Genomic DNA, 17,797 nt, shown 5'->3' on the forward strand with positions numbered 1-17,797 from the left:
CCCGTCCGCCGCGAGCCCGGCGCCGAGCCCGGCGGCGGCGACCAGCGCCCCCGCGCGCAGCACCCGCACCGGCCCGAGCCGGGCCACGATCCGGTCCCCGAAGAGCCGGGCGCCCGTCATCGCGACCGCGCACCCCGCGTAGCCGAGCCCGGCCACGCCAGGTCCCGTCCCGAGGTCCTCGCGCAGGTAGATCGCGCTCCAGTCCGCCATCGCCCCCTCGCCGACGAACGAGCACAGCCCGATGACCCCCAGCAGGACCAGCGGCCAGCGCCCGGCCGGGCGTCCGGCGCCGTCCACGCCGGGCCCGGAGCCCATGACGGCCGCTCCTGCGGCGGCCGGCTCCGGCACGACGTCGATGGAACGATCCAGCAGATCCCGGCAGCCGACCGCCACCAGCGTCACCAGCACCGCCGCGGCCACCGTCAGGTGCAGCGCGACCGGGAGATGCGCGTGCGCGGCGGCGGACCCGGCCAGCGCGGCGAGCAGGTTGCCGACGCTGTACGCGCCGTGCATGCCCGACATCAGCGGGCGGCCGTAGCCGCGCTCGACGGCCACGCCCTGGGCGTTCATGCTCACGTCCATCAGCCCGATCCCGGCGCCCAGCAGCGCCAGCGCGCACACGAGCGAGCCCAGGTTCCAGGCCAGGCCGAGCGGGACGAGCGACAGCGCGGCGCCGACGCCCGCCGCCAGGGTGACGGCGCGGCTCCCCCACCGGCCGACGGCCCGGCCCGCGAACCGCACGGCGACCATGACGCCCACGGGCGCGCCGAGCATGGCGAGGCCCATGGCGCCCGCGCTCAGCCCGAGGTGCTCCTTGATCTGCGGGATCCGCGCCACCCACGCGGCGCAGACCATGCCGTGCGCCGTGAACACCACCGTCACCGCGACCCGCGCGCGGCGCAGCCGCACGGCCGTCTCCATCGCCATCCGGCCGACTGTACGGCGCCCGCCCCGGCGACCGCCAGCGGCGTTTCGCTGGCTGAAAAAGCCCAGGTGAGCCGGGCGGTCCGGTCAGGCCAGGGCGGACAGCGGGACCTGCGGATCGGCCAGCCGGGCGGTGTCCACCGGGCGGCCGGCGCGGATCAGGGCCTGGACGTCGTCGGTGACGTCCCACACGTTGACGTTCATGCCCGCGACGACGCGGCCCCCCGACAGCCAGAACGCGATGAACTCCCGGCCTTCGACGTCGCCCCGGTGGACGACCTCGTCGTACTCGCCGGGCGCCGCCACGCCCGCCATCTCCATGCCGAGGTCGTACTGGTCGCTGAAGAAGTACGGCACCTGGTCGTAGACGACCTCCCGGCCGAGCATGGCGCGCGCCGCGGCCGGGCCGCCGGTCAGCGCGTTCGCCCAGTGCTCCACCCGGATCCGGCGGCCGAGCAGCGGGTTGTAGGCGTTTGCCACGTCGCCCGCGGCGTGGACGGCCGGATCGGAGGTGCGCAGCGACTGGTCGACGAGGATCCCGTCGGAGACCTCCAGCCCGGCCTCCTCCGCCAGCCGCGTGTTCGGCCGGACGCCGATGCCGACGATCACCACGTCCGCGGGCACCTCGGCGCCGCCGGAGGTGACCACCGCCGACACCTGGCCGGCGCCCCAGAATCCGGCCACGCCCTGGTCGAGACGCAGGTCGACGCCGTGCTCGCGGTGCAGCGCGGCGAACACGCCGCCGATCTCGGGCCCGACGGCGGCGTGCAGCGGGGCGGGCTCCGGCTCGATGACCGTGACCTCGTTGCCGTACTCGCGGGCGGCGGCGGCGGTCTCCAGCCCGATCCAGCCCGCCCCGGCGACGACGACCCGGCGGCCGCCGGGCGCCAGCGCCTGCCTGAGCGCCGCGGAGTCGGCCATCGTCCGCAGGTAGTGGATGCCCTGGAGCTTGGCGCCCGGGACGTCGAGCCGGCGCGGGGACGCCCCGGTCGCCAGCAGCAGCTTCGTGTAGGGCACCCGCTCCCCGGTCGACAGGCGGACCTGCCGCTCCGCCCGGTCGACCGCCTCCGCCGTGACCCCGAGGCGCAGTTCCACATCGTGCTTGTCGTACCAGTCGGCCTCGTGGACGTGGGCCTTGTCGCGCTCCTCCTTGCCCAGGAGGAAGCCCTTGGACAGCGGCGGCCGCTCGTACGGCCGCTCGATCTCCTCGCCGACCAGCACGACCCTGCCCGTGAAGCCCTCCTCCCGGAGCGTCTCCGCGGCCTTGGCGCCGGCCAGGCCGGCGCCGACGATGACGAACGTCTCCTCGGGCATGGCGACCTCCTGTAGATGGCTTCTAGCTATCCCTACAGCGGCGCCAGGTGATGAGACAAGGGCCGCCGTCCGGCGCGTCGGGCCAGGTTGGCGTCACCAGGGCGGCCCGCCGGGCGCGGCCGGGACCCGCGTCCGGCGAGGTCGGGGCGGCCGGGCGCGGCGGGGCTCAGCGGGCTCGGTCGCCCAGCATCCGGTGCCGCGCGATCGCGGACAGGTCGGTGAGCGAGGCGATCTGGTCGACCACGGCGCGCAGCCGGGCCGCGTCGTCCCCGGCCTCGACGTAGGCGGCGCGGAACCCCGGGTCGAGCGTGCCGGGGGCGCCGGCCAGCATCAGCTCGGCCAGCTCGGTGATCAGGGTCCGCTGGCGGGCCCTGACCTCCTCGTGGCTGATCCACACGTAGTGCGCGGTGATCCCCTTGAGCAGCGCGTTCTCCAGCCGCTGCTCCCTCGGGACGATGAGCTCGGCCGTGTGGCGGGTCAGCGGCCGGTCGCCGTAGGCGGCCCGGGTGGCGGTCTCGGCGGCCAGGCAGAACCGCCCGATCAGGGTGCTGGTGAGGTTCTTCAGCGCGGCGAGGCTGCGCGGGGTGCCGTCGTAGCGGTCGGGCCAGTACGGCTCGGCGAGCAGGGTGGTGAAGCGCTCCTCCAGCTCGGCCAGGTCGGCGTCGGCGCAGTAGAGCTTGACCGCGGTGGCGGCGACGAGCCGGCGCTCGCCGGGGTCGGCGAGCCGGGCGAAGTCGATGTGCCCGGCGACCAGGGCGTCCTCCAGGTCGTGGACGGAGTAGGCGACGTCGTCGCTCCAGTCCATCACCTGCGCCTCGAAGCACGTCCGGCCCGGGGCCGCGCCGCCGTCCGCGCCGGCGCCGCCCGGGTCCTCGCGCACCCAGCGGGCGACCTCCAGGTCGTCGTCGTAGACACCGAACTTGCCGTTGACCGCGGCCGACCGCGGCCACGGGTACTTCATCGCCGCGTCCAGCGCGGCGCGGGTCAGGTTGAGGCCGACGCTGCGGCCGTGCAGGGGCGGCCCGTCCGGAGCGAACGACTTGGGCTCCAGCCGGGTCAGGACGCGCAGGCTCTGCGCGTTGCCCTCGAAGCCGCCGCAGGCGCGGGCGACGACGTTGAGCGCCGCCTCGCCGTTGTGGCCGAACGGCGGGTGCCCGATGTCGTGCGACAGGCACGCCGCCTCGACCAGGTCGGGGTCGCAGCCGAGGGACTTGCCGAGCTCGCGGCCGACCTGCGCGCACTCCAGCGAGTGGGTGAGGCGGGTGCGCAGGCTCTGCACGTTGTCGGCGCCGGCGTCCGCGCCCGGGGAGGCCACCTGCGTCTTGGCCGCCAGCCTGCGCAGCGCCGCGCTGTGCAGGACGCGGGCGCGGTCGCGTTCGAACGCGGTGCGATCGCGGCGCTTGGCCGGCTCGGGGGCCCAGCGCTCGCGGTCGCGGTCGGAGTAGCCGGCCGGGGCGGACCCGCGGGCGGCGTCGGAGTAGTCGGTCATCTTCTTCCAGGGTAAGCGGGCGGCGTGACAGGCCGATGACCGCGGGGAAAGGGCGGCGGGTCAGGGAGTGGGCGTCCCGGTGGGCGAACCGGACGGGCCGGGCGTGCCGCCGTCGGCCGGGTCGAGGTGGATGCTCTTGATCGTCTCCTCGGGCGCCTTCACGCTCTTGCCCAGCAGGACGTAGGACAGGTAGCCGCCGGTCTCGCGGACGATGTAGTGCATCTGGGTGTCGCGGGTCTCCACGCTCGGCCCGCTGCGGGTGGGCGAGGCGGCGGCGCTGATGCCGTTGGCCTCGGCCATCCGCTTGGAGCGCAGGCCGTGCCAGGGGTCGGTGACGATCACGCCGGACGACCAGCGCAGCCGCTTGAACTCCTTGCCGACCGCCTTGAAGCTCTCCAGCGTGTCCCGCCCGATGGGCACCGCGACGACCTTGGCGGCGGGCACCCCGCCCTTCTGGATCAGCCACCTGCGGCCGGAGTCGGCCTCGGTGAAGTTGTCGCCGGGCGCCTTGCCGCCCACGGTGACGATCGCGGGCGCCACCCCCGCGCGGTACAGCTCCAGCGCGTGCTGGAGCCGCCACTTCAGCGTCGGGGACGGCACGCCGTTGTACTGCGCGGCCCCCAGCACGATGATCGCGTCCGAGCGGGGCCGCTCGTCCTTGCGCGCCTGGTACCAGATCCGCGCCCCGACCGTGAGCGGCGTGAGGACGACGATGGCCACCAGCCCGGAGATCACGCACACCGGGATCACGAACCAGAGCGAGCGCTCGCGCCGCCCCCGGCCGCGGCCCCGGCGCCCACGCCGGCGGGGGCGCTCTTCCGCATCGTCCATCTCGTCCGGGTCGATCTCCGGCACTTCCACTTCCACGGTCATCGCACTGGCCACGTTACTTAGATGGTCCGGCGTGCGTGCAAGGTTCACAAGTCCGGCGTGTCGCCCGTTCCACAACACGCCGTGGCGGCGGCCGGACCCGGCCGCCGCCACGGCGCGTGATGACCCGCGGGACGGTCAGCGGCCGCCGCCGGCACCGGCGGCGATCGCGGCGCGGCCCGCCTCCAGGCGCGCGACCGGGATCCGGAACGGCGAGCAGGAGACGTAGTCCAGGCCGACCTCGTGGCAGAAGTGCACCGAGTCGGGGTCGCCGCCGTGCTCGCCGCAGATGCCGAGCTTGATCCCCGGCCGGGCCCGGCGGCCCTCCTCGGCGGCCACACGCACGAGCCGGCCCACGCCGTCCCGGTCGAGGGTCTCGAACGGCGAGACACCGAAGATCCCCAGCTCCAGGTAGCGGGAGAAGAACGCCGCCTCCACGTCGTCCCGGGAGAAGCCCCACGTGGTCTGGGTGAGGTCGTTCGTCCCGAACGAGAAGAACTCGGCGGCCTCGGCGATCTGCGCGGCGGTCAGCGCCGCCCGGGGCAGCTCGATCATGGTGCCGATGAGCGCGTGCACGTCCACCCCGCTCGCCCGGCCGACCTCGGCCAGGATGCCGCGGGCCTCCTCGCGGACGGCCTCCAGCTCCTGGACGGCGCCGACCAGCGGAATCATGATCTCCGGGTGCGGGTCGCCGCCGGCCCGGCGCCGCGCGGCGGCCGCCTCGGCGATCGCCCGCACCTGCATCGAGAACAGTCCCGGAATCACCAAACCCAGGCGCACGCCCCGCAATCCCAACATAGGGTTCTGCTCGTGCAGTCGGTTGACTGCCTCGAGCAGTCTCCGGTCCTTCGGGTCCGCGTCGTCGCCGGCGAGGGCCACCTTGACCGACAGCTCGGTGATGTCGGGGAGGAACTCGTGCAATGGCGGGTCGATGAGCCGGATCGTGACCGGCAGGCCGTCCATCGCCTCGAAGATCCCCTCGAAGTCCCGCTTCTGCAGCGGTTCGAGGGCGTCGAGCGCGGCCCGGCGCTCCGCGTCGTCCTCGGCGAGGATCAGGTCCTCGACCAGCCGCCGGCGGTCGCCGAGGAACATGTGCTCGGTGCGGCACAGCCCGATGCCCCGCGCGCCGAACCGGCGGGCGCGCGCGGCGTCCTCGGGGTTGTCGGCGTTGGCGCGCACCCGCAGCGCGGCGCGGGCGTCGGCGTGCGCCATGACGCGGTCGACCGCGGCGACGAGCTCGTCCCCGTCACCGGCCGCGAGCTCGCCCTCGAAGTAGCGGACGACGGGCGAGTCCTCCACCGGCACCTCGCCGAGGTAGACGTCACCGGTCGAGCCGTCGATCGAGACGATCTCGCCCTCGGTCACCGTCACGCCGCCGGGCGCGGTGAACCGTCCCGCCTTGACGTCGACGTCCAGCTCCTCGGCGCCGCAGACGCACGTCTTGCCCATGCCGCGGGCGACGACGGCGGCGTGCGAGGTCTTGCCGCCGCGGGAGGTCAGCACGCCCTGGGCCGCGACCATCCCGGCCAGGTCGTCGGGGTTGGTCTCGCGGCGTACGAGGATCACGTCCTCGCCGCGCCCGGCCAGCTCCACGGCCCGCTCGGAGGTGAACACCGCCTTGCCGACGGCCGCGCCGGGCGAGGCGTTCATGCCCCGGGTGAGGCGCCGCACGCCGTCGACCTTCGCGATGAAGCGCGGGAACATCAGCTGGGCCAGCTGGTGCCCGGTGACCCGCCGGGCCGCCTCGTCCCGATCGATGAGCCCCTGGTCGAGCAGCTGGCAGGCGATGCGGAACGCCGCGCCGGCCGTCCGCTTGCCGACCCGGGTCTGCAGCATCCACAGCTTCCCGCGCTCGATCGTGAACTCGATGTCGCACATGTCGCGGTAGTGGTTCTCCAGCGTCTCCATGATCTCGAGGAGCCGGTCGTAGGAGCCCTTGTCGATCGTCTCCAGCTCGGTCAGCGGCACCGTGTTGCGGATGCCGGCGACGACGTCCTCGCCCTGGGCGTTCTGCAGGTAGTCGCCGTAGACGCCCTGCTGGCCGGAGGCGGGGTCGCGGGTGAAGGCGACGCCCGTCCCGGAGTCCATGCCGAGGTTGCCGAAGACCATCGAGCAGATGTTCACCGCGGTGCCGAGGTCGACCGGGATGCGCTCCTGGCGGCGGTACAGAATCGCACGGGGGGCGTTCCAGGAATCGAACACGGCGCGGACGGCCAGGTCCATCTGCTCGCGCGGGTCGGTGGGGAACGGGCGGCCCGTCTCCTCGCGGACGATGGCCTTGAACCGCCGGACGAGGTCCCTGAAGTCGCCGGCGCGCAGGTCGACGTCGTTCTTGGTGCCGCGGGCCTTCTTGGCGGCCTCGATCGCCTCCTCGAACAGCTCGCCGTCGATGTCCAGCACCGTCTTGCCGAACATCTGGATCAACCGGCGGTAGGAGTCCCAGGCGAACCGCTCGTCGCCCGCCTGCGCGGCGAGGCCGTGCACGGACTCGTCGTTCAGGCCGATGTTGAGGACGGTCTCCATCATGCCCGGCATGCTGAACTTGGCGCCGGAGCGCACGCTGACCAGCAGGGGGTCGTCGCTCTGGCCGAGCCGCTTGCCCATCGCGGCCTCGAGCGCGGCGAGATGGCGCTCCACCTCGCCGGTGAGGCCCTCGGGCAGGCTTCCGTGCTCGAGGTAGTGCCGGCAGGCCTCCGTGGTGATCGTGAACCCGGGAGGCACGGGCAGGCCGAGGTTGGTCATCTCGGCCAGGTTGGCGCCTTTGCCGCCCAGCAGATCCTTGAGGTCCTTGTTTCCCTCAGTGAAGTCGTACACGAACTTCGGCACGGGGAGCTCCTTCTCGCTCCGGTTCCTGCCAGGACAGGGCCGGATCGCCGCCGTCTGGACCGCGGCATCGCGTTTCCCCAGGCGGCAGCGGGTCCGCTGTCCCGTTTGCCGGGACTGTACCCGCGTCGCCGGGACTCGATCGGCGCCCGGTCCACGGATGGGCGTCATCGCAGCTCAGAGGCTGGATAGTGGTCTAATCCAGTCCGGGTGCGGCAGTGGGCGAACACTGCCGCGCAAGGCGTACCCATGGCGGGAGAAAGGGAATGATGGATCAAGGAGGTGACGTTGTGAGGCCGAAGGTCGCCGGCGGCCGGGCGGGAGACCCGTTCGCCCCCATCGCCGATTTCGGATTCCTGTCCGACTGCGAGACGACCGCGCTGGTCGCGCCGAGCGGCAACATCGAGTGGATGTGCCTGCCCAAGATGGACTCGCCGAGCGTGTTCGGGTCCATCCTGGACCGCGACGCGGGGTACTTCCGGGTCGGTCCGGCGGGCGTGGAGGTGCCCGCGGCGCAGCGCTACATCCCCGGCACCATGGTGATGGAGACCACCTGGTGGGTGCACGGCGGCTGGCTGGTGGTGACGGACGCCCTGCTCATGGGCCCGTGGCACCACGAGACGGAACGTTCCCACACGCACCGCAGGGCTCCGACGGACTACGACGCCGACCACGTCCTGCTGCGGATGGTGCGCTGCGTGAACGGCCAGGTCCAGGTCCGGCTCGACTGCATGCCCGTCTTCGACTACGGCCAGACGCCCGCCCGCTGGGAGCACACCGGCGCCGGGTACCACGAGGCCGTCGCGCGCGGCAACGGCGTCGGGCTGCGCCTCAGCACCGACATGAACGTCGGTTTCGAGGGGTCGCTCGCCACGTCCAGGACGCTGCTGAAGCAGGGCGAGGCGCGTTTCGTGGCCCTGTCGTGGAGCGAGCACGAGGCGCCGGGCACCTACGAGGAGGCACAGGAACGGCTCGTCTGGACCGTCCACCACTGGCAGCACTGGCTGGACCGGGGCCGCTTCCCCGACCACCCGTGGCGCAGCCACCTGCAGCGCAGCGCGCTCACCCTCAAGGGCCTGACGTTCGCGCCGTCCGGCGCGGTGGCCGCCGCGGCGACGACCTCGCTGCCGGAGGCGCCGGGCGGCGACCGGAACTGGGACTACCGCTACACCTGGATCCGCGACTCGACGATGGCGCTGTGGGCCTTCTACACCCTGGGCTACGACTGGGAGGCCAACGACTTCTTCTACTTCATCACCGACGTGGCCGAGGCCGCCGAGGGCAAGCTGCAGATCATGTACGGGCTGGACGGCCGCGAGGAGCTGCCGGAGTCCACGCTGGAACACCTGAGCGGGTACGACAACGCCCGTCCGGTGCGCATCGGCAACGAGGCGTACATGCAGGCCCAGCACGACGTGTGGGGCGCGATCATCGGCTCCATCTACCTGTTCGTGCGCAAGCGGGACCGGCTCGACGACCGGCTCTGGAAGATCGTGGTGAAGCAGGTCGAGGACGCCCTGGCCAACTGGCGGATCCCCGACTGCGGCATGTGGGAGGTGCGCGGTGAGCCGCAGCACTTCACCTCCTCCAAGGTCTTCTGCTGGGTCGCCGCCGACCGGGGCGCGCGGCTGGCCCGCATCCGCGGCGACGAGGACCGGGTCCGGCGCTGGCAGGCCGCGGCGGACGAGATCCACGCCGATGTGCTCGCCAACGCGCTGGACGAGCGCGGGGTGTTCACCGCGCACTACGGGGCCACGGCGCTGGACGCCTCGGCGCTGCTGATCCCGCTGCTCGGCTTCCTGCCCGCCGACGACAAGCGGGTCCGCGAGACCGTCCTCGCCATCGCCGACGAGCTGTCGGAGGACGACCTCGTGCTGCGCTACCGGGCGACCGAGACCGACGACGGCTTCGAGTCGGACGAGGGCACCTTCACGATCTGCTCGTTCTGGCTGGTCAGCACACTGGTGATGATCGGTGAGCTGGAGCGGGCGCGGGCACTGTGCGAGAAGCTGCTGTCCTACGCCAGCCCGCTGCAGCTGTACGCCGAGGAGATCGACCCGCACACGGGACGGCACCTCGGCAACTTCCCGCAGGCGTTCACCCATCTCGCGTTGATCAACGCGGTGATGCAGGTGATCCGGGCGGAGAACGACGAGCATCAGCCGCCGCTGGCCTGACCGGCCGGCGCGTGAGGCCCGCTGTCCGGATCCGGACAGCGGGCACCCGGCGCGAGCCGGGCCGGAGTGAAGCGGGCCGGGGGCGCCGGGGAGATCGGCCCCTTCTCCCGCGCGGGCGGGCGAGCACGGTGGCACGTTCCATGATCACAACTTGACCACGAGGCTTGCGCAACTTGCGCGCTTTGTCGGAGTTGTCGTTTACGGTCCTCGGGTGATCACGCCACCGACCGCCCAGGCTCCCGCGGGCCCGCCGCGCGCCCGCCGGACGAACCGGCTCGCCGTCATCGCGCTGATCACCGGGCTGCTCGGACTGTTCATGATCGCGGTCGGCTGCGCCCTCGCCGCCCTCCCCCGGACGGGACGGCACGGCGACCGGGGCCGCGGGCTCGCCGTGGCCGGGCTCGCCGCCGGACTCGCCTGGGCCGTGGCGCTGGCGGCCGTGGTGGCCGTGGCCGTCACCTCCGCCGACGGCGGCGGCGCGGTGCCGGCCGGCGTCCAGCCCTATCCGAAGGTCGGCCAGTGCTTCGACTTCCCCAACGGGCGGCTGATGACCGACACGCGGATCGTCCCCTGCGACCGCCCGCACGAGGCGGAGCTGATCCTGACCTTCGACGTCCCGGACACGCTCTGGCCCGGCAGCGACATCCTGGTCGCGACCGGGCGGCCGGGCTGCTGGAAGCGGCTGCTGGAGCGGTTCCGCACGCGGTCGCCCGTCGAGGGGGGCGAGGTGGTCGCCCTGCTCCCCCAGCGGGCCGGGTGGCCGCGCGACCGGGCCGTCCGATGCGCCGCCACCGCCCCGCAGGCCGTCCAGATGACCGGCCGGGTGAACGCCCTCGGCAAGCGGCTCCGCATGTGGGACGAACTGAATCCCAGCGACTGCTTCGACCTGCCCCCCGACGAGCGGCTGCCGAGCGTCCGGTACCAGGACTGCGCCAGGCCGCACGACGCCCAGGTCCTCGGCGGCCTCACGATGAGCGCGTACTCGGGCACCGAGGAGAAGGTCCTGCGGACCAGGGCGGCCGGTCGGTGCGCGAGCCGGTGGGCCGGACGGCTCGCCCGGCATCCGGCCCGCGGCCGCTTCACGCTCCGGGCCGCGGTCCTGCCGCTGGTCTCCTTGGAGGACGGATCCCCGCCCGTCCCCGGGGCCGAGGGCGACCGGCTGGTGGTGTGCCACATCCGCGCGACGGGCCCCGGACGGCTCACGACGTCGGTGGCGCCGCCCCTGTTCCGCGCCTAGGAGGGCGCCGCCCGTTCCGTCCGTCCCCAGAGCCGAGAGAGAGGGCTCGCTCCCATGACCGATCCCCCGGACGCCGAGGGCGTCCCGCCCCGTCCCGAGCCCGGCTGGGCTTCCCCGGGCCCGCCACCGGAGCCCGCCTGGTCCCCGGCCGCGTCCACCGGCCACCTGCCCCCGCCCCCATCGCACGGGGACGAGTACCCCGGCGCGCCCGTGCGGACGAGCAAGCTCGCGATCACCGCGCTGATCACCGGGCTGGTGGGGCTGTCCCCGCTCGCGCTGATCCTCGCCATCGCCGCGCTCGTCCACATCAAGGAGGGGACGGTCAAGGGCAAGGAGATCGCCCTTGGCGCCATCGCGGTCTCGGTCTGCTGGATCCTGATCATCGGCGGCGCGGCCCTCAACCTCGACGCGCTGCGCGGCACCCGCCACGACCGCGCGGACGGCCGGGTGTCCCCGGCGTCGCTGCGGGTCGGCGACTGCTTCACCGGGCCCGCGGCCAAGGAGGCGATCGGCACGGTCGACACCGTCCCGTGCACGCGGCCCCATACCGAAGAGATCGTGGCCCAGTCTCCGCTGCCCGACGGCCCCTATCCGGGCGAGGCGGAGATCAGGGCCAAGGTCGCCGAAGTCTGCAGAGCTCAGCTCAGGCGCCTCCGGAAGAGCCGATACGCCGATGACCTGGAGCTCCACTTCCTGCGGCCCGACGAGACGGCCTGGCGGAACGGCAAGCACACGATCTCGTGCGTCCTGCACTTCACCGGACACGACACCCTCACGGCGCCGTTCGCCGCGACCATTGACGAGGCCGCCAAGATGCTGCAGGAGATGGCCCCCGGCGACTGTTTCCAGAAGTGGAGGCAGGGGCCGGCTCAGCAACGCGCCGTCCCCTGCGGCGAGCCGCACCTGACCGAGGTGTACGCCGTCCGCCGCCTCCCGGCGGGCCCCTACCCGGGGACGCGTGCCATGGCCCGCAAGTCCAGCGACTACTGTGCCGCGCGCGGGAAGGCGATCTTCAAGGCACGGTGGGTTCCCGAGCAGATCTCCTACGCCTATCCGCCCAAGGCCGGCTGGGCCGAGGGGTCACGCGTGCTGGTCTGCATCGCCGAGAGCCTGCACGGCCCGACGAAGGGGCCGATCGTCCCGCGCTGAGCCGGCCGGGCGCCCGGCGGCGCCCGGCCGGATTCCGGTCACACGACGGCGCCCGAGTCGCCGGGCGCCCGGCGACCCGGCCTCCGCCGCTCCCTCGGGGCCGGCGGGGCCGGGGCGAATCGCTCGAAGACGACGGCCAGGGGTGTCGCGGTGAAGACGCTGGAGTACGTCCCGACACCGATGCCGACCAGCAGCGCGAGGGCGAAGTCGGTCAGCGGGCCGCCGCCGAGCACCGCCAGCGCCGCCAGGATGAAGATCGCGCCCATGCCGGTGTTGACGGTCCGCGGCACGGTCTGGAGCGCGCCCAGGTTCGCGATCCGCGCGAACGGGACGCCGGGCCGTTCCGCCCGCAGCTCCCGGACGCGGTCGAACACCACCACCGAGTCGTTCACCGAGTACCCGATGACGGTGAGCAGCGCGGCGAGGAAGACACCGTCGACGGGCTTGCCCGGCCATGCGAACACGCCCGTGACGATCAGCACGTCGTGCAGCATGGCGAGCACGGCCCCCGCACCGAACGTCCAGCGGAACCTGACCGTCAGATAGGCGAGCTGGACGGCCAGCGCCACGCCGAGCGCGGCGACCGCCTTGACCCGCAGCTCGGCGCCGAGGCTCGGCCCGATCAGCTCGTCGCGCAGCTTCACCGCGCCGCCGCCGACGCCGGCCAGCGCGTCGTGGACGCGCTTCTCCCCCGCGTCGCCGAGATCGGCCGTGCGGACGGAGACGCCCCGCTCACCCGAGCTCTGCACCACGGCGCGCGGGAACCCGGCGTCCACCACGGCGGAGCGGGCCGCGTCGATGTCCACGGGGCGGCTCGTGGTGTACTCGGCCAGCCGGCCGCCGGTGAACTCCACGCCGAGGTTCAGGCCGCGCCCGGCGATGCCCGTCACGGCGAGGACGACGGCCAGCCCGGACGCCGCGAGCCAGAGCCGCCGCCCCCGCATCAGGTCGGGCTCGCGCCGTTCGAGCCACCGCCGGATCCGTCCGGTCCCGCCGAGCCCGCTCACGTCCCGCCGGGCCGCGCGGGGAAGCCGCGCGAGGGCGGCGTCGGTGAGCACGCGGGCCAGGAGCATCGCCGACACCAGCGAGGCGAGGACCCCGATGACCAGCGTGACGCCGAACCCGCGGACGGGCCCGGAGGCGAGGAAGAACAGCAGCGCGCCCGCCAGCAGCGTGGTGGCGGCGGAGTCGGCGATCGCCGTCCAGGCCCGGGTGAACCCGAGGGCCAGCGCCGCGCGCGGCCCCCGGCCCGGCGCGGCGGCGCGCTCCTGCCGCGCCCGCTCGAAGGCCAGCACGTTCGCGTCGATCGCCATCCCGACGGCGAGCACGAATCCGGCGAGGCCGGGCAGCGTCAGCGTCGCGCCGACCGCGACGAGGGCCGCGTAGGAGATCAGCGCGTACCCGGCCAGCGCGACCGTGGCCATCAGCCCGGCGAGCCGGTAGACGGCGACGATGAAGAGCCCGGTCAGCGCCACCCCGACGATCGCGGCGCGCGTGCTCGCCTCGATCGCCGCCGCGCCCAGCGTGGGCCCGACCACCTGCTGCCCGACGACCTTGACGGGCACCGGCAGCGCCCCGCCCTCCACCAGCGCGGCGAGGTCCCTGGCCTCGTCCGCGCCGAAGTCCCCGGTGATCCGGGTGGACCCGCCGGTGATGCCGGTGCCGCACCGCACGTCCGCGGCGACCTGAGGCGAGGAGATCACCGTGCCGTCCAGGACGAACGCGACGCGCCGGTCGTCCCCGGCGGCGCAGGCGGCGCGGGCGGTGAGCCGCTCCCAGGCGCGGCCGCCGTCCCCGCGGAAGGAGACGCCGACCGACCAGCCCGGGTCCCGAGGGTCGAACGAGGCGTCCGCCGAGCGGACGCCGGCGCCGGTGAGCGCGGCGGGCCCGAGCCGGACCGGCCGGCCCCGCTCGTCCGGCACGACCCGCTCGCCCTCGCGCGGCGGCCCGGTGTCGGCGCGGACGGGATGCGCGGTGAGCTGCGCGGTCCGCCTGATCATGGCGCTCGCCCGGGACGGGTCCTGCACGTCGGGCAGCTCGACGATCAGCCGCCGGTCCCCGGACCGGGTGATGGACGCCTCGGCGACGCCCAGCGCGTCGATCCGGCGCAGGAGCACCTCCCGGGCCCGGTCGGTGGCCTCACGGCCGGCCCGCACCGGCGGCGCGTCCCGCGTCTCCAGGACGATCTGTGTGCCGCCGCGCAGGTCGAGACCGAGGCGGGCGGGTTTGGACAGGGCGAGGAAAAGGGACGCGGCGAGCACGGCGAACGCCAATGCCGCCCGCACCAGGGTGGCGCGAGACAAGGGGGAACCTCCACACGGAAATCCGGCGCCGCCGCCTCCGGGCGTGCGGAACCGCGAACAGGGACGTCAGATCCGTGTGGTGGAGGGCGGCGCGCGCCCGCGGGGCGCGTGCCGGACGACGAGCACGGGCGCGGCGGGAACGGCGACCGCCCGGACGGCCGCCCTGGACGGCGGCGCCACCTCGACGCCGCCCACCGGAAGCCCGGCATGCGTGAGCTGCGCGCCGGCAGCGGCATGCCGCGCGGCCGCGGGTACGGCCGTCTCGCGGTGACCGCCCGTGCCGGGCCTGGAGATCCGCTCCCGGGCGGACGCGTTCTCCGCGCCCGCGACCCGGACGACCGCGCCCGGCACACCGCCGGTGACCGCGGGGGCCGGAACCGCGATCCCGGCGACCCCGAGCGCGAGGACCAGCAGCCGCACCCTGGCGAACCGAGACAGGACACGCATGTAACCCATGCGGTCCTCCTCTGGGCGACGGCGCGAACTCCCCGCCAACCTAGCCCAACTCAACCCCCCGAAGGGCCCGCACGGCGCGGCCGCGGGCCCGGGGGGCTCCCGCGAGGAGGGCTAGCAGCCGATCAGCTGGGCGGCGAGGAAGGATTCGACCTGGCTCAGGGCGATGCGTTCCTGGCTCATGGAGTCGCGTTCGCGGACGGTGACGGCGTCGTCTTCGAGGGTGTCGAAGTCGACGGTGACGCAGAAGGGGGTACCGATCTCGTCCTGGCGGCGGTAGCGGCGGCCGATGGCCCCGGCGTCGTCGAAGTCGACGTTCCAGTTGCGGCGGAGCTGGGCGGCGAGGTCGCGGGCCTTCGGCGAGAGGTCGCTGTTGCGCGACAGGGGCAGGACGGCGACCTTGACGGGGGCGAGCCGCCGGTCGAGGCGCATGACGGTGCGCTTCTCGAGCTTGCCCTTGGCGTTGGGCGCCTCGTCTTCGGCGTAGGCGTCCATCATGAAGGTGAGCGTGCAGCGGTCGACGCCCGCCGCGGGTTCGATGACGTAGGGGGTGAAGCGCTCGCCGGACTCCTGGTCGAAGAACGACAGGTCGGTGCCGGACGCCTTGGAGTGGGTGGTCAGGTCGTAGTCGGTGCGGTTCGCGACGCCTTCGAGCTCACCCCATTCGCTGCCGACGAAGTCGAAGCGGTACTCGACGTCGACGGTGCGCTTGGAGTAGTGGGAGAGCTTGTCGGCCGGGTGCTCGTACAGCCGGAGGTTCTCCTTGCGGATGCCGAGGTCGACGTACCACTGGAGCCGCTCGTCGATCCAGTACTGGTGCCATTCCTCGTCACTGCCGGGCTTGACGAAGAACTCCATCTCCATCTGCTCGAACTCGCGGGTGCGGAAGATGAAGTTGCCCGGCGTGATCTCGTTGCGGAACGACTTGCCGATCTGGCCGATGCCGAACGGCACCTTGCGGCGCGCGGACTGCTGCACGTTCAGGTAGTTGATGAAGATGCCCTGCGCGGTCTCGGGACGCAGGTAGGCCAGGCCGGACTCGTCCTCGACGGGGCCGAGGTAGGTCTTGAGCAGGCCGTTGAACATCTTCGGCTCGGTGAAGGAGCCCTTGACGCCGCAGTTGGGGCAGGAGATGTCGGCCAGGCCCGCCGCCGGGGGGCGGCCGTGCTTCTCCTCGTAGGCCTCTTCGAGGTGGTCGGCCCGGAAGCGCTTGTGGCAGGACTGGCACTCGGTGAGCGGGTCGACGAACGCCTGGACGTGGCCGCTGGCCTCCCACACCTCGCGGGCGAGGATCACGCACGAGTCGAGGCCGACGACGTCGTCGCGGCCCTGCACCATGGACTTCCACCACTGGCGCTTGACGTTGTTCTTCAGCTCGACTCCGAGCGGCCCGTAGTCCCAGGACGCGCGGAGGCCGCCGTAGACCTCGCTCGACGGGTAGACCAGGCCCCGCCGCTTGGCGAGGTTGACGATCGTGTCCAACACATCGGAACGGCGTGCCATGAGCATTCTCCATCCGGCTGGCGGTCGGCGGGACAGTGGCGGCGCCCCCGGTCCGCGGCGGGCGGGGGGCGCGTGTGATCCCCGGTAATGAGCACGGTGACGGGCACTGTGCGGATGAGTGGTGCGATGCTGCCGTGAGGCGCGGTCGGCGCCGGCGCCTCCGAGCATTCCCAGCTTAGGGCACCGGAGGGGGTACCCGGACGGCGACCTGCCGGGCGCCCGGCGCCCCCCGTGCGCCGCCGGGCGGGCATGCTCAGTAGACGCGGCCGTCGGCGATGTCGCTGTCGATGTTCAGCGTGACGCCGCCGTGCCGTTCTCTGTGACCGCCCCGGTACTGCTTGACGCGCCGGTGCGGCGACCACCATTCGTCCTTGACGAAGGGGTCGCCGTACAGGCGGGCCATGCCGTCCCAATTGGCGAACCAGATGCAGCCCGGCTTGCTGATCCCGGTGGCCCTGCCGACGTCGCGGATGCCGGACTTGGCGCTGCTGTAGAGACAGGGGACGTAGTCCCGGGCCCTCAGCCCGCGCACCCACGCGTCCACGAATCGCAGTACGGCGGCTTTGCAGGAGGCGTGGCCTCCTCTGTACGCCTCCATGTCGAAGTAGATGGGCCTGTGGTGCGGGATGCCGAGCGCGCGGGCTCTAAGGGCGGCGTCCGCGGCGTTCCTGGCGCCCTGGGACGCGGCGTTCCCCGCGGTGAAGCGCTGCGGGCGGTGGCCGCAGGGCGCCTGCATGCCGACGTAGGTTGGCGTGATGCGGTAGCCCATGCGGCGCACCTGCCTGATCCACGACGCGGTGAGGTTGGGCTGGGCGCAGCCGCGCGCGGCGCCGCCGATGTAGATGTTGGTGACCTTGAAGGAGGGGCGCCAGGCGCGCATCGTGGCGAGCGAGGGCGCCGTGCACGTGTCGAAGCCCCTGCCCGACGCCCACGCGTGGTGCGCCTCCACGGCGGGCTCGCCGGGCTGCTCGCCGTCGGGTTCCGCCGGGCCGGGCGGCGGCTCGCCGGGGAGCAGGTCCGGCGGGATGTCCCCCATGTCCAGCATGTCGGACGGGTCGTCCGGGGGCGTGGGCGCGACCCCGGCCGGACGCGGGGCGCCGGGCCGGACGGAGATCGGCTCGATCCCGCGCAGGACCCGCTGGAGGGCCGCCGGGTCGGTGCCGTAGACGCCGGTGATCACGACTCCGGCCTCGGGCAGCGCGAGGCGCGTCTCCTGGGCGACGTTCCGCGGAACGGTGAACGATGCCGGCCGGTGGACGCGGGCCGCCGCCGGAGCGCCCGTCCGCCCGCCCGTCTCCGGTGTGATGCGGGGACGCGGCGCCGGGGCCGCGGGCGCCGCCGCGCCGTCCAGCGGGGCGATGTGGAGGACCTCGGTGCGGCCGACGACACGGGCGGGGCAGTCGGGCTGCGGGCCCGGCCTGCCGAGATAGATCGCGTGGCGGTCGTAGCGGACGCACCGGGACGGGTCGGCGTCGAGGTCGCGCACCGCCCAGCCCGCCGGGACGGGGATGCGGAGCCCGCGGTAGCGCACGGTGCGCCCGGCGCCGGCCGGCGG

The 17,797-nt window shown here is 73.7% G+C and carries 12 protein-coding genes; 3 read left to right on the forward strand and 9 right to left on the reverse strand.

Annotated elements, in window-relative coordinates:
- The 5 genes from E1291_RS28200 to ppdK all read right to left on the reverse strand — a co-directional run.
- On the reverse strand, nt 1–927 hold a 927-nt coding region (locus E1291_RS28200), incomplete at its 3' end, for an MFS transporter (RefSeq protein ID WP_131741115.1).
- 84 nt (nt 928–1,011) lie between these two features.
- Nucleotides 1,012–2,238 (reverse strand): NAD(P)/FAD-dependent oxidoreductase, encoded by a 1,227-nt coding sequence (locus tag E1291_RS28205; protein ID WP_131741116.1) that lies wholly within the window; start codon nt 2,236–2,238, stop codon nt 1,012–1,014.
- 166 nt (nt 2,239–2,404) lie between these two features.
- Nucleotides 2,405–3,727: a deoxyguanosinetriphosphate triphosphohydrolase gene (locus tag E1291_RS28210; protein WP_131741117.1), complete on the reverse strand. Its 1,323-nt coding sequence runs from the start codon at nt 3,725–3,727 to the stop codon at nt 2,405–2,407.
- A 60-nt stretch (nt 3,728–3,787) separates the two neighbouring features.
- Nucleotides 3,788–4,600 carry a YdcF family protein gene (locus E1291_RS28215; protein ID WP_131741118.1) on the reverse strand — a complete coding sequence of 271 codons (813 nt, stop codon included), beginning with the start codon at nt 4,598–4,600 and terminating at the stop codon, nt 3,788–3,790.
- 135 nt (nt 4,601–4,735) lie between these two features.
- Nucleotides 4,736–7,423 (reverse strand): pyruvate, phosphate dikinase, encoded by a 2,688-nt coding sequence (gene ppdK / locus E1291_RS28220; RefSeq protein ID WP_207400983.1) that lies wholly within the window; start codon nt 7,421–7,423, stop codon nt 4,736–4,738.
- A gap of 287 nt (nt 7,424–7,710) precedes the next feature.
- Here ppdK and E1291_RS28225 point away from each other — a divergent pair, with 287 nt between their 5' ends.
- From E1291_RS28225 to E1291_RS28235, 3 genes are all read left to right on the forward strand, one after another.
- Nucleotides 7,711–9,597 carry a glycoside hydrolase family 15 protein gene (locus E1291_RS28225; protein ID WP_242614422.1) on the forward strand — a complete coding sequence of 629 codons (1,887 nt, stop codon included), beginning with the start codon at nt 7,711–7,713 and terminating at the stop codon, nt 9,595–9,597.
- Nucleotides 9,598–9,808: 211 nt separating this feature from the next.
- The gene (locus E1291_RS28230; RefSeq protein WP_131741120.1) at nt 9,809–10,834 is read left to right on the forward strand and encodes a septum formation family protein; all 1,026 of its coding nucleotides are present in this window, start codon (nt 9,809–9,811) and stop codon (nt 10,832–10,834) included.
- Nucleotides 10,835–10,888: 54 nt separating this feature from the next.
- The gene (locus E1291_RS28235) at nt 10,889–11,983 is read left to right on the forward strand and encodes a septum formation family protein (protein WP_131741121.1); all 1,095 of its coding nucleotides are present in this window, start codon (nt 10,889–10,891) and stop codon (nt 11,981–11,983) included.
- Nucleotides 11,984–12,021: 38 nt separating this feature from the next.
- On the opposite strand, the gene secD is transcribed toward E1291_RS28235, so the two are convergent.
- The 4 genes from secD to E1291_RS28255 all read right to left on the reverse strand — a co-directional run.
- The gene (gene secD / locus E1291_RS28240) at nt 12,022–14,286 is read right to left on the reverse strand and encodes a protein translocase subunit SecD (RefSeq protein ID WP_131741122.1); all 2,265 of its coding nucleotides are present in this window, start codon (nt 14,284–14,286) and stop codon (nt 12,022–12,024) included.
- Nucleotides 14,287–14,352: 66 nt separating this feature from the next.
- Nucleotides 14,353–14,742, reverse strand: a complete 390-nt coding sequence (locus tag E1291_RS28245) for a hypothetical protein (RefSeq protein ID WP_131741123.1) — start codon at nt 14,740–14,742, stop codon at nt 14,353–14,355.
- Between the two features lie 111 nt (nt 14,743–14,853).
- Nucleotides 14,854–16,242: a glycine--tRNA ligase gene (locus E1291_RS28250; RefSeq protein WP_131741124.1), complete on the reverse strand. Its 1,389-nt coding sequence runs from the start codon at nt 16,240–16,242 to the stop codon at nt 14,854–14,856.
- A gap of 253 nt (nt 16,243–16,495) precedes the next feature.
- Nucleotides 16,496–17,797: DUF1906 domain-containing protein (locus E1291_RS28255; protein WP_131741125.1), on the reverse strand; the 1,302-nt coding region annotated here is incomplete at its 5' end.

This window comes from Actinomadura roseirufa (assembly GCF_900659635.1).
In the GTDB taxonomy this organism is placed as follows: Bacteria; Actinomycetota; Actinomycetes; order Streptosporangiales; family Streptosporangiaceae; genus Spirillospora; species Spirillospora roseirufa.